The sequence below is a fragment of the Myxococcus sp. AM011 genome (genome assembly GCF_013372595.1).
GTDB classification, from domain to species: domain Bacteria; phylum Myxococcota; class Myxococcia; order Myxococcales; family Myxococcaceae; genus Myxococcus; species Myxococcus eversor.
In genome coordinates this window covers 1-12,385 of the sequence record NZ_JABXEM010000312.1, presented here as the reverse complement: position 1 = coordinate 12,385, position 12,385 = coordinate 1, and the positions used below count along the sequence as shown (strand labels likewise).

Below are 12,385 nucleotides of genomic sequence, written 5' to 3'. Positions count from 1 at the left end.
GTTCCAGGGGGTGCGGCGGGGGCCACCAAAGGCCGCTTCTTCCTTCTCGAACTTCATGGGTCGGGCACTGTACAGGCGTGTACCCGGCCGGACAACGCGAACGCGGCCAGCGCGCGTGGAACGGCGCTCGGCTAGGGTGCGCCGCCCGTGGCCCTCGCCATCTTCCTGTTCACGTACGTCTTCATCGCCGGCGCCCGGCTCCCCTTCATCAAGCTGGACCGTCCTGGCGGCGCGCTGCTGGGCGCCGTGCTGATGGTGGTGCTCGGCGTCGTCACTCCCGCCGAGGTCTTCAACCACAGCGAGGACCCGTCCAAGCACGCCATCGACGCGGACACCATCGTCCTCTTGCTGGGGATGATGCTGCTGGCGGCCTATCTCTCGCAGGCGGCCTTCTTCCGCACGGCGGGGGCCTGGGCGGTGCGGCGAGCGCGCACGCCCCGACTGCTGCTGGTGGCGGTGACGTTCATCTCCGGGTTGCTGTCCGCGTTCCTCGTCAACGACACCGTGTGCTTGATGCTCACGCCCCTCGTCCTCGCCACGGTGGAGGACGCGCGCCTGCCGCCCGTGCCGTACCTGCTCGCCGTCTGCATGGGCAGCAACAGCGGCTCGGTGGCCACCTTCACCGGCAACCCGCAGAACATGCTCATCCAGGGCGCTTCGGGAATCTCCTACGCGAGCTTCGCCGCGTACATGGCCCTGCCCGCGCTGCTGTCCACGGCCATCGTCGCGGGCGCGCTCGTGTACATCTTCCGCAAGGAGCTGACGTCCACGCGCTTCGAGCCCCGTCCCCCTCCCCCGCCCGTGGACCGGGTGCTGCTCACGCTGACCCTCGTCGTGATGACGGGCGTCGTCGTGGCCTTCTTCGCGGGCCTGCCCATGAGCTGGAGCGCGCTCGCGGGCGCCGCGCTGGTCATGGCGCTGTCCCGACGGGAGCCTCGCGAGGCGCTGGAGCGCGTGGACTGGGTGTTGCTGCTGTTCTTCTCCAGCCTCTTCGTCGTCGTCTACGGCGTGAACAAGCACGGCTGGGCGGAGGACATCCGCCTGCTGTTCGCGCCGCTGATGACGGGGCCGGCGTGGCGCGAGACGCTGGGCTTCGCGGGGCTGACGCTGGTGGCGTCCAACATCTTCAGCAACGTGCCCTTCGTCATGCTCGCGCGCTCGTGGGTGCCCGCGCTCCAGAACGTGGAGCTGGGCTGGCACGTGCTGGCGCTGGGCTCCACGCTGGCGGGCAACCTCACGCTGGTGGGCAGCGTCGCCAACCTCATCGTCTTCGAGGCGGCGCGCGGGAAGGTGGACATGAGCTTCCTGCGCTACCTGCGCGTGGGCCTGCCCGTCACCCTCGTCAGCTTCGTGGTGGGGCTCGCGGTGCTCCTCGCGGAGCACGCCCTCTTCTAGCGCCCGGCCCGGAGTCCTTCGACGTCAGGACGGGTCCGGGTCCGGCAGCTCGCCCGGGGCCAGCTCCGACTCGGGCGTCTTCGGGGGCTCCACCACCGTCGGCACGACAGTGTCCGGCGAGGAGGTGATGGGGTGGGCCGGAAGCGAGGGCCCCCCGCGCCTGTCCCTCGGCGTGAGGTCCTTCACGAAGTCGAGCGCCACCTGGTCCAGCATGGTCGTCATGGCCTGACGGAAGAGGTCGGGGTCCTTGCCCACCTTGAACGGGTCCAGGTGCGCGGCGTCGGTCTCCGCCTGGTTGATCTCGAATGGATGCCGCCAGACCTCCGAGCGCCCATCCAGCGTGAACATCCGCCCATACCCGCGCAGGAAGGCGCCCGCGTGGCCCTTCTTGCTGCGCATGCCGAACTCCTGCACGACGAACTCGACGACGGTGTCCGCGCCCAGCGGCATCACCAGGTCGTAGTCCGGAGCATTCGCGGGGACCTCCTCCACGAGGAAGCTCTCCAGCACGGAGGCCACGCGCGCCGGGTCCACCGTCGCCGTCCACGGCGCCTCGCGGGGAAGCTGCGTCAGCGTGTTGACGCGCAGCCGCTCCGAGACTTCGAAGCGCGTCACCGCCTGCTGGAGCTTCACCGTGAGCCGCCGGTCCGCTTCCACGGGCTCGAGCTTCTTGAGCTTGTCTCCGTAGGCCTCGTCTTCGCGGAATACGAAGCTGCGAGGGCCGGCGCCATCTTCGATGCGGGAGATGAAGGCGGGGCGGCGCACGCGGTCCAGGTCCGCGCCGGCCAGCCGTTGCGACGCACAGCCGGCGCAGAGCGCCAGCGTGAGAAACGGGAGGAGGCTTCGCGTCATGTCCTGACATTTACCCCATTGCGGGGGGGCTCGCCCCTTCCCCACCGGCGGGCTGGCTCCCAGGGGACCGGTCGACCCGGCCGCTGGTATGCTGGGGGGCGTGAATCCTTCTTCCGTGCCACCCCCTTCTTCGCCCCCCGGCCGCAAGCGCCGACTCGGGGAAATCCTCATGGATGCCGGTCTCCTGACGGAGACCCAGTTGCGCTCCGCGCTCGCCGAGCAGCGCAAGTGGGGCGGCCGGCTGGGCCTGACGCTGGTGCAGATGCGCTTCGTGGATGAGAGCTCCATGGTCCACGCGCTGTCTCGCCAGCTCTCCATTCCGACGGTGGAGTTGGATGGAATCACTCCCTCGGCCGTGGCGCTCCAGGCGCTGCGCCCGGACATCGCCGAGCGCTACACCGTCTTCCCCACCGCGGCGGACCCGGCCAACAAGCTGTTGACCGTGGCCACGGCGGACCCCACCAATGTGGAGTCGCTCCAGGAGTTGGCCTTCCACACGGGCCAGCGCATCCAGGTGGTGGTGGCCGCCGCGTCGTCCATCGAGCGCGCCATCCGTCGCCACTACCATGGCGAATTCACGTCCACGACGGCCTCGCCGCTGTCGTTCAACATCGACGAGCAGACCTTCGAGCTGGCTCCGCCCTCCGAGCCACAGGAGACGACAGCGCCCTCGCGCCCGTCGGTCAGCCAGACTCCCGCGCCCGTGAGGGAGAGCGAGCTGGCGCAGCGCGTGGACATCCTCACGCAGCAGGTCTCCGACCTGGAGCGCATGGTGGCGCAGCAGGCGCGCTCGCTGCGAGCCATGCTGGAGCTTTTGGAGACGCGGGGACTGGTCACCCGCGACGACTACCTGGCGAAGGTGCGCTGAAGCCCGCGCACCTCAGACCAGGATGAGCTCCTCTTCGCCGTCCAGCGAGCTCAAGGTGCCGGAGAGATGACTGCCGAGCACCTGCTCCGTGCGGCGAAGGCGCTCGTCGCTCAGCTCGGAGATGAGCACGAGGATCTGCGGGTGGCTGGAGATGAGCGCGTCGAAGTCCTCGCGCGGCAGCCGCAGCAGCGTGGTGTGGCGCGCGGCCGTCACCGTCGCGGTGGCCGGCGTCTTCTGGAGGAGGGAGATTTCACCGAACAGGTCCCCCTCTTTCAGCCGCGTCAGCAGGTGCCCATCCTTGTGCACCTCGACCTCGCCCGAGAGCAGGACGTAGAGGCCGTCGGTCTGGTCGCCATCCCGGATGATGACCTCACCGCGCTCGATGTCACGGGCGCGGAAGCGCTCCACCAGCGTGCGCCGGTCCTTCCGGTTGAAGGGGCGGAACAGCGCCGAGGTGTTCATCACGTTGGTGAGCAGGCGCTGCCGCACGAACTTCTTCAGGGCCGCCGCCACCTGGGGGTGGCTCCGCGAGAGCGAGGTGAGCACGGTGGCGGAGATTTCGAGCAGCTGCGTGTCCTCGGTGCCGGCCTCGACGGACGCGGTGCGCGGGGCTCCGGACAGGATGGCCATCTCGCCGAAGAACGCCCCGCCCTCCAGCGTGGCCAGGTCGACGCGGCGGCCAGACTCGGTCCGGAAGACGCGCGCCTGTCCTTCGCAGATGACGTAGAAGGCGTCGCCGTGGCTGCCCTGGTCGATGATGCGCTCTCCGAGGGTGAAGCGGCGCAAGGGGCAGCGCTCGAACAGCTCGATGAAGGCGTCGCGAGGCAGGTCCGAGAACAGCGGGATGCTGGGAAGCGCGTCCAGCGAGGGCACGTCGGTGACGACTTCCTCGGTGAGACTGAAGACCTCTTCCTCGTCTCCTCCCGCGATGACCTCGGCGCGCTGGTTCAGCCCTGACTGGGCCGCCAGTTCGACGGCATGGAGCAGGGAGTCTGCTTCCATTTCCAGCTCGGTGAAGGACGACGGGCTCGGCGGCACCGCGCGCAGCGAGGCACCGAGCTCCCGCGACACTTCCCGGAAGGGCACGGCCGTGGCGCCCGCGTGAGGGGTGGCTTCCGCGCGGCGTGGGCGCAAGCCCGGGGGCGCGGAGGGCGGGTCGATGACCATCGGCGTCCGAGGCGTCTCGGCCGAGCCCTGCTCTCCGATGGGTGAAGACAGCGCCTTCCACTTGCCGCTCGGAGAGCGCGGGGTCAACGCGTCCACGTCCGAGGCGGCGGGCGTCTCCGGCACGGGAGGACGAACCCGCTGCGTGGCCCCCCGTGGCGCGAGTCCCGGCGGCAACGAGGTGCCATTGCCTTCACGCGCGCTGATGACGGTGGTCCCCGTGGGAACGGGGCTGCCACTCGCGACGGGAAGCGACTCGAGCGCACCGAGCGAGGGAGTGGCGGGAGCCGCGGCCGTACCGGGTGCATCGGCACGCGTGACAGGAGTCCCAACGAGACCTGTGCTGACACTCGCTGACGTGCCGGGTGCACCCGCACTCGTGACGAGAGTCCCGGCAGGACCCGTGCCGACACTCGCGGTCGAGCCTTGCATCCCCGCACTCGTGACGGGAGCGCTGGCGGGAGCCGCCGCGACACTCGTGGACGGTGACGACTCCGACTCGCCCAGCGCGATATCGAAGCCCTCGTGCTCCTCGGCCGACGAGGTGGAGGTCTCGGCGTCCGAGAGCCCCATGCTCACGGAGTGGACGACCTCTTCCGATGTCTCGACGGAGCCCGGAGAAGGTGCGTCGTCCACGGACAGCGCCAGCTCCGCGGGGAGCTCGGCGGAGAGGTTGATGGTGCCCTCCCCCGCCGACAGCGCCGTCGGGGTATCGGCACGCCCTGGCACGGGCCCGGCGGCTACGGGAGCGGGGCGCTCGGGGGGCGGCGGCGCGGAGAGCGCGCTCGTCATCGGCCCGCGAGCCCGTGCACCCGCCGGCGTCCCCCGACGTGCGTACAGGTTCGCCAGCATCTGCTGGACGCCCTGGTGGCTGGGGTCCAGCTCCAGGATGAGCTTGCTCGCGGCGATGGCGCGCGGGAGGAAGCCCTCCTTCGCGAAGCCCTCGGCGGCGGAATGGTACGCGGCGATGGCGCGCTCGCGCTCACCCGCCTTGGCCCAGGCATCCCCCGTGCGCAGCCGCGACTGGTGGTCCTTCGGGTCCAGCTTGCAGAAGTCCTCGTACAGCTCCGCGGCTTTGGAGAAGCGGCCCTTGGTGAAGGCTTCAGCGGCCCTGTCCTTGAGCTTGCGCGCCTCCATCACCTGGCTCCCTCGGCGGCGGTGCCACCCTTCGCCAGTGCCGCTCCCGCCGCGTCCCGCACGGTGCGGAAGTAGTCGCTCTTGAGCGCATCCAGCGACTCGCCCTGGTTCGTCGCCCCCATGCGCTTGAGCGCCGTGGCCGCCGCCGCGCGAATCTCCGGCAGGTCGTGGAACAAGTCTCGCGACACCACCTCCGCCGCCTGCGCATCACCGAGCGTCCCGAGCGCCAGCAGCACATCCCTGCGCGCGACGCTGTTCGTCTCGTCCAGGGCCTTGATGAGCGTGGGCACTGCCTCCTTCGACTGGATGCGCCCGAGCAGCCCCGCCGCGAGCGCGGCCTCCGGGCCCCCTTCCGTCACCACCGTCTGGAGGACCGCGGACGCCGAAGCGGGCGCACCCGAGCCCCGCGTCAGCGCATCCAGCACCAGCAGCTTCTCTCCGCCCATCTTCGGGAGCAGCTCCACCAGCGCGGCCTGTCCTTCGGGCCCCGACTCGGCGAGGGCCTGCGCCAGCGCCTTCTGGAGATCTCTCTCGGGCTCCAACATCCCCTCACGCGCGATGGCCACTCCCTCGGCGCCCAGGTGCGTCAGGCCCACCAGCGCGGCGGTGCGAAGGGGGATGCTCGAGTCCTGGCTGAACCCCTTGAGCAGCTCCAGCGCGCCCGGCGCCCGAAGCGTTCCCAAGGAGCGCAGCAGCGTCGCGAGCGGCACCAGACGCTCCGGCTCCACATCATCGAACAGCTCCGTGGGCACGCGAGGCTTGACCACCGGACGGCCCGACGCGCGAGCCCGCTGCGCGTTGAGCGCCTTCACGCGCTCGAAGAGCGAAGCGTGGCGAGCCACCCGCTCGTCCCCCGCCTGCCCATGCACATGAGGAGAAGTGGACGGCGCCGACGGGTCGAACTCCGCCGAGTAGTTCTCCGGCAGCTTCTGGCTGACCCAGTCGGTGCGCAGCGCCTCCAGCCCCTTGGCCTCCTGCTCGTAGAGCTTCTGGAGCTGCGGCACCACGGACGCATCGCCCACGACGGTGACGGCCTCCACCGCGAGCAGGCGCAGCGTGGCGTCGTTCTGGTTGAGCCACGGCGTCACCTTCGGCAGCAGCGGCAGCGCCGTGGGGCCCAATCCGAGGACGGCCTGGAGGCCGCTCGCGGCGGTGGCGGGACGCGACAGGCGCTCGCCAATGGGGTCCAGCGGACAGCCACCGCGTGAGCGCATCGCCTGACCCGCGGCGAGCGCCTCGGCCGGCGCGCCATCGAGGGTGACGGCGCACAGCGCGGTGTCCGTCTCCGGGGTGCGTGGGAAGGACAGGATGGCGTCCATGGCCATGGGGCTCACGGCGCTCTTCTCCACCGCCACGGCCTGCAGACGAGGCGCGGCGGCGGGGTCCTGCAACTTCATCAGCGCGATGATCGCGGACTCGCGCAGCTCGGGGAAGCTCTCGTCCAGCAGCAGGGCGATGGCGCCCACCGCGCGCTTGTCACCGGCATCACCCAGGCCCCGCACCGCCGCGGCGGCGAGGATGACCTGACTGTCGCGGACCAGGGGCAACAGGCGATTGACGGCCTCGGGACGACCGCTCTTGCCAAGCTCCTCGGCGGCGCCCACCCGCTCGGGCAGGGCTCCCTCGGTGAGGGTGAGCAGGTTGCGATCCCACTGCCCCTTTGCCTCGGCGGCGACGACTTCCGCCATGGCGCCCGGGACGTTGGCGTTCTTCAGGGCCTGGACGATGACCTGACGGGTGGCGCGGCCTCGTCGCCCGTATTGGAGCGTGAGGTAGGCCTTGGCCTTGTCGTTCTTGACCTTGGAGAGCGCCATCGCGGCGCGGCCCTGGACCTCCTCGTCGGAGTCCTCCAGGAGCTCGCCGAGCAGGTCCACCACGCGAGGGTCCTGACTCTCCCCCAGCGCGACGGCGGCCTCGGCGCGGACGATGGCGGCCAGGTCCTTGGCCGCTCGAGTGAAGAGGACGAGGTCGTCCGGATTGCCTTGCCCGGCGAGCTTCTTCACCGCCAGGGCGCGGACCTCCGGGCGAGGACTCTGGAGATCCGCGAGGAGCTGGTCCCGGCTGCCATTGCAGCCGAGGACCAGGACCAGCATGAGGAGGAAGGGGCGCGTGCCGGTTCGCATCGGTCTCCGGTAAGGCGAACGGTGGAAAAGTCGCAGGGGGTTATATCAACGACCCCCCTGCCGCCCAATCCGCTGTGGTGTGTGTCAGTAAGGCCTACGAGGACCCTTGGAAGGCGAGCCCGCCCGGCCCTTGAAACCCTCGGACTTGCGGGCGCCTTCGGGGGCGAGGCCCCGGGAGCCGCCACGGACGACCCGCTCACGGGGGGCACCCTTGGCGTCGTAGGGCTTCCAGGCGCGCTCTTCCGACCGGCCGCCCGCTCCCCGAGGACCCTTGCCGCCCGGCTTCGCGCCGAAGCCACCGCTGCGACCCCGAGGCGCGCCGCCTTCCGAATCGCGAGGCTTGCGGTCGAAGCGACCCCGCGGGGCGCCCTTGTCTCCCCCGCTCCACTCGCGGCGAGCAGGACGACCCTCACCGCCCGAGGCGGGACGGCCCGCGCCACGCGAGGCTCCCGCGCCGAAGCGAGGACGGCCTTCACCGGCGCCCGCGCCACGCGAAGCACCCGCGCCGAAGCGAGGACGGCCTTCACCGGCACCCGCGCCACGAGACGCGCCACCGAAACGAGGACGACCCTCGCCGGCACCCGCGCCACGTGAGGCGGCGCCACCGAAGCGAGGCTTGCCCTCACCGGCACCCGCGCCACGTGAGGCGGCGCCACCGAAACGAGGACGACCCTCACCAGCGGACTCACCACGGCCCGCGCCGCGCGAGGCAGCGCCACCGAAGCGAGGACGGCTCTCGCCGTCGGCATCGCCGCGCGCCGGACGAGCCGCTCCGCGAGCCGCACCAGCGCCGAAGCGAGGACGGCTCTCGCCGTCGGCATCACCGCGCGCCGGACGAGCCGCTCCGCGAGCCGCACCAGCACCGAAGCGAGGACGGCTCTCACCGTCGGCATCACCACGGGCCGGACGAGCCGCTCCGCGAGCCGCACCAGCGCCGAAGCGAGGACGGCTCTCACCGTCGGCATCACCACGACCCGCACCGCCGAAGCGAGGCTTGCCCTCGCCACCGAAACGCGGCTTCGAGTCACCGCCGAAGCGAGGCTTGCTCTCGCCACCGAAGCGCGGCTTCGAATCACCGAAGCGAGGCTTGCCCTCACCGCCGAAACGCGGCTTCGAATCACCGCCGAAGCGAGGCTTTCCCTCGCCACCGAAGCGCGGCTTCGAATCACCGAAGCGAGGCTTGCCCTCGCCACCGAAACGCGGCTTCGAATCACCGAAACGAGGCTTGCCCTCGCCACCAAACCGGGGCTTCGAGTCGCCACCGAAACGCGGCTTCGAATCACCGCCCGCGTCACGGCGCGCGGCTCCACGAGGCGACGCCCCTTCCGCGCTCCATTCCTTGCGAGCCGGCCGGCCTTCACCATCGCCAGCGCTCCGACGAGGACGCGGGCTGTCCTCACCACCCGCGCTCCACTCCTTGCGTGCGGGACGACCCGCGCCGCCCTCGGCCGAACGACCGAAGCGCGAAGCGCCCCCAGCCGCCGGTGCCCGACGCGGCGGACCGCGACCCGCGTCACCCTCGGCGCGAGGCCCACGCGAGCGCGGCGAATCCGCGCCACCAGCGCCCCACTCCTTGCGAGCCGGCCGACCCGCGCCACGCGCCGGGCGATCCTCGTCGCCACCCGTGCGTCGCGCGCCACGGCCCTCGGCGGCGGCCCCACGCCCGAAGCGAGCGAGCTTGGCGCCACCATCCACGACGGGCTTCCACGCGCTCCCCGCCGAGCCTCCAGCTCCACGCGCCGGAGCCTTGCGAGCCGCACGCTCACCCGCCGCCTTCCGAGGCGCCGGAGCATCATCATCCATGGACAGCTCGTCCTCGTCCGCCTCGTTGAAGCCCGGCGCCGCACGCCCATGGCGCCGAGGCGGCAGCCGCAGCTCCGCCGTCGGAGGCGCGACACGGCCCTCTGCCACGTCGTTCAGCAGCTCGACCTCAATCTTCTTCAGCGGACGCAGCTCTCCCGGCCGCAAGCCTTCCACGCCAATGCCCGCGTACGCCGGACGGAACAGGCGCACCACCGGGTGCCCCACCGCGGCGCACAGCCGCTTGATGAGGTGCGGACGGCCCTCCGCCACGACAATCTTCAACCACGTGTTCTTCTCGGCGGACTCGAACACGCCCACCGACACCGGCGTGGCCATGCCGTCTTCCAGCCGCACGCCACCGCGCAGCTTGTCGAGCGTCAGGATGTCCGGCTCGCCCTTCACCTTCGCCAGATACGTGCGAGGCACCTGGAAGCTCGGGTGCGTCAGCTTGTGCGCCAGCGCGCCATCGTCCGTGAAGAGCAGCGCTCCCTCGGCGTCGTAGTCCAGGCGGCCCACCGGGAACAGGCGCTTGCCCGTCTCCTCCAGATAGTTGGCCACCGTCGGCCGACCCTGAGGATCCGACAGGGTCGTCACCACACCCACGGGCTTGTAGAGCAGGAAGTAAGAGGATTCATCAGGGGGAGTGACGAGCTTTCCGTCCACCGAGACCAGGTCCGTGCCCGGCTCCACTCGGCTCCCCAGCTCCGTCACCGTCGTGTTGTTCACGGCCACTCGGCCCGCGGTGATCAGCTCTTCTGCGTGCCGGCGCGAAGCAACTCCCGCGCGGGCCAGGTACTTCTGTAGTCGTTCTGCCGACATTACTTCCCCTTCTTCCATTGCTGCCCGTCACTCGGGCTTCGGCCCCTCGGCGCCCGTCTCGGGCTTCGGGGGCGTGTCCAGGACGCTGGAGCTGGCCTTCTGTGTCCGCTCAGCCGCCTCGATGGCGTGTTCCAGGTCCTCAAGCGCCGCCTCGCTGGCCGCCGCGTTCTTCTCCATCCGCTTCGTGAATCCCGGGTCCGATAGCGCTTCCACCGTTCCCGCTGCCACCGGCGCCGGTCGTACTTCTTTCTCCACGATTTCGCGATGCTCCTGCGTGAGTTCGTGGAATTCCCGCAGCGTCGGCAGCGCTGACAGGTCCTTCAAGGCGAAGAACTCCAGGAATTCGCGAGTAGTCCCATAGAGGATGGGGCGCCCCACCTCTTCGCGTTTGCCCAGGATTTTCACCAGCTTGCGATCGATCAACGCCTTGAGGACGGCGCCGCAATCCACCCCGCGGATATCCTCCAGCTCCGGTCGGGTGACTGGCTGCCGGTAGGCGATGATGGCCAGGGTCTCCACGGCCGCGCGGGTGAGTCGCTGGGGCTTCACCCGCAGGTAGCGCCGGACGTACTCGCCCGAGTGCGGGTCCGTGCGGAACTGCCACCCCCCGGCGACTTCGTACAGGACGATGCCGCTGATGCCGTCCCGGTGGACGCCGGAGATCTGGTTGAGGGCCTCGGCGATGAGCTCCCGCTCGATGCCGGTGGCCTGCCACAGCTCGTCCACGGACAGGGGCCGCTCCGCGACGAAGAGCACGCTCTCCACCACGGTGCGGATGCGGTCCGTGGACAGCTTGCGGCTCTTGGAGACGAGCTTCTCGAAGGACGACTCCAGGTCCGGCATGACGCCGTCCTGGTCCTCTTCGATGGCTGCGGGTTCGACTTCGTCCAGCTCGTCCGCCAGTCCGGGCCCGGTGACGGCGGCCAGCTCTTCCTCGGAGAACGGACTGGGACCTCCGGACGCGACTGGGACCTCCTCGTCCGAGTCACGGGGGCCTTTCCTACCGGTAGTCACTCTCGTCGACCTCCGTGGGGACCAAGCGCTCCAGGGCGTCCCCGTTGGGCAACAACAGGATGGGGCCGAGCGGCTCGTCCTGTACCACACGGATGAGCCGGCGTTTGACCATCTCCAGGATGGCCAGGAAGGTGATGACGATTTCCTGGCGCGTCGGCGTCGTTTCCTCGGTGAACAGGCTCTCGAAGAGGACCTGTCCATGGGGGTGCAGGCGCTGGGCGATGCGGAGGATGGCCTCGGAGAGCGTCACCCGCTCGCGCACCACCTCGTGCTGCACCTTGGGCTGCAGGCGCTCCAGCACCCGGTCCAACGCCTCGATGAGCTTGAGGACGCTGAACTCCTGGAGGCCCACCTCCTCCTCGGGGATGGGCACGGCCTCCACCGGCACGCTGCGCGCGAAGACGTCGCGGCCGAGGATGTCCTGCATGGCCATGTGCTCGGCGGCGTCCTTGTACTTCTGGTACTCGAGCAGCCGCCGCACCAGCTCCGCGCGGGGGTCTTCTGGCTCCTCCACCGCGGCCAGGGCCTCGCCGCCCTCGGGCACCGCCACCGCGTCCTGTCGCGGCAGCAGCATGCGGCTCTTCAAGTGGGCCAACGTGGACGCCATCACCAGGAACTCCCCGGCGATGTCCAGGTTGATCTCCCGCATCCGCTCCAGGTGCTCCAGGTACTTCTCGGTGATGAGCGCCAGCGGGATGTCGAAGATGTCGAGCCGATGCTCCTTGATGAGATGGAGCAACAGGTCCAGCGGCCCTTCGAAATTGGGCAACGCGACGCGGAAGGCGTCGCCCGGGGTGAGGGGCAATTCGCCGTCGCGGTGGCCCTCGTCGGCCGAAGTGGGACGGCCGTTACTCACCGGCGGAACCTGGCTGTCCTTCTGGCTTTCGGTGGCGGCTCGTCATCACGCAAGGGCTCAAATCCGCCGGCCTCGAGCGCGAGCCGGGGGACACACCTCCTTAACAGTGGCTTTTAGGTGGGTCAAACAAACGGCGGTAAACACCCGTTCAGGCCCAGGACCTCACGGGATACCCACCGCGCGCCGCACCTTGTCCATCAACACGGAGGCTTCCTGGCGGGCGCGATTCGCGCCGTCCTGGAGGATGCGCTCCAGTTCGGCGGGGTCGCTCACCAGCTCGGCGTACCGCCGACGGGCCGGGCCAAAGGTCGTCAGGTAGGCCTCCAGGAGCTTCTTCTTGTAGTCCCCGTAGCC

8 protein-coding genes and 1 pseudogene are annotated in these 12,385 nt (G+C 70.2%); 2 read left to right on the top strand and 7 right to left on the bottom strand.

Going from position 1 to position 12,385, the window contains the following annotated elements; translation table 11 throughout:
- Window positions 1-147: 147 nt before the first annotated feature.
- Window positions 148-1,395 carry an SLC13 family permease gene (locus tag HUW62_RS40860; RefSeq protein ID WP_176437504.1) on the top strand — a complete coding sequence of 416 codons (1,248 nt, stop codon included), beginning with the start codon at window positions 148-150 and terminating at the stop codon, window positions 1,393-1,395.
- A gap of 24 nt (window positions 1,396-1,419) precedes the next feature.
- Here HUW62_RS40860 and HUW62_RS40855 read toward each other — a convergent pair whose 3' ends face one another.
- A complete protein-coding gene (locus tag HUW62_RS40855; protein WP_176437503.1) occupies window positions 1,420-2,247 on the bottom strand; it encodes a hypothetical protein in 828 nt (275 codons plus the stop codon).
- A gap of 169 nt (window positions 2,248-2,416) precedes the next feature.
- Between HUW62_RS40855 and HUW62_RS40850 the strand changes: the two genes are divergently transcribed.
- Complete coding sequence (locus HUW62_RS40850) at window positions 2,417-3,115, top strand: general secretion pathway protein GspE (RefSeq protein WP_163867259.1); 699 nt, start codon at window positions 2,417-2,419, stop codon at window positions 3,113-3,115.
- 12 nt (window positions 3,116-3,127) lie between these two features.
- Here the strand turns inward: HUW62_RS40850 and HUW62_RS40845 are convergent, their stop codons facing one another.
- The 6 genes and pseudogenes from HUW62_RS40845 to HUW62_RS40820 all read right to left on the bottom strand — a co-directional run.
- Window positions 3,128-5,416, bottom strand: coding sequence for a cyclic nucleotide-binding domain-containing protein (locus HUW62_RS40845; RefSeq protein ID WP_176437502.1), 2,289 nt, complete (start codon window positions 5,414-5,416; stop codon window positions 3,128-3,130).
- Window positions 5,416-7,539 carry a HEAT repeat domain-containing protein gene (locus HUW62_RS40840; protein WP_176437501.1) on the bottom strand — a complete coding sequence of 708 codons (2,124 nt, stop codon included), beginning with the start codon at window positions 7,537-7,539 and terminating at the stop codon, window positions 5,416-5,418. The genes HUW62_RS40845 and HUW62_RS40840 overlap by 1 nt, the downstream gene beginning before the upstream one ends.
- An 84-nt stretch (window positions 7,540-7,623) precedes the next feature.
- Window positions 7,624-10,161, bottom strand: a complete 2,538-nt coding sequence (locus HUW62_RS49325) for a pseudouridine synthase (protein ID WP_176437500.1) — start codon at window positions 10,159-10,161, stop codon at window positions 7,624-7,626.
- Window positions 10,162-10,188: 27 nt separating this feature from the next.
- Window positions 10,189-11,175 carry an SMC-Scp complex subunit ScpB gene (gene scpB, locus HUW62_RS40830; protein ID WP_163867255.1) on the bottom strand — a complete coding sequence of 329 codons (987 nt, stop codon included), beginning with the start codon at window positions 11,173-11,175 and terminating at the stop codon, window positions 10,189-10,191.
- Window positions 11,162-12,031 (bottom strand): ScpA family protein, encoded by an 870-nt coding sequence (locus tag HUW62_RS40825; RefSeq protein ID WP_163867254.1) that lies wholly within the window; start codon window positions 12,029-12,031, stop codon window positions 11,162-11,164. Before HUW62_RS40825 ends, scpB begins: the two co-directional genes overlap by 14 nt.
- Window positions 12,032-12,193: 162 nt before the next feature.
- A pseudogene (locus HUW62_RS40820) lies at window positions 12,194-12,385 on the bottom strand (tryptophan--tRNA ligase); the annotation flags it as partial.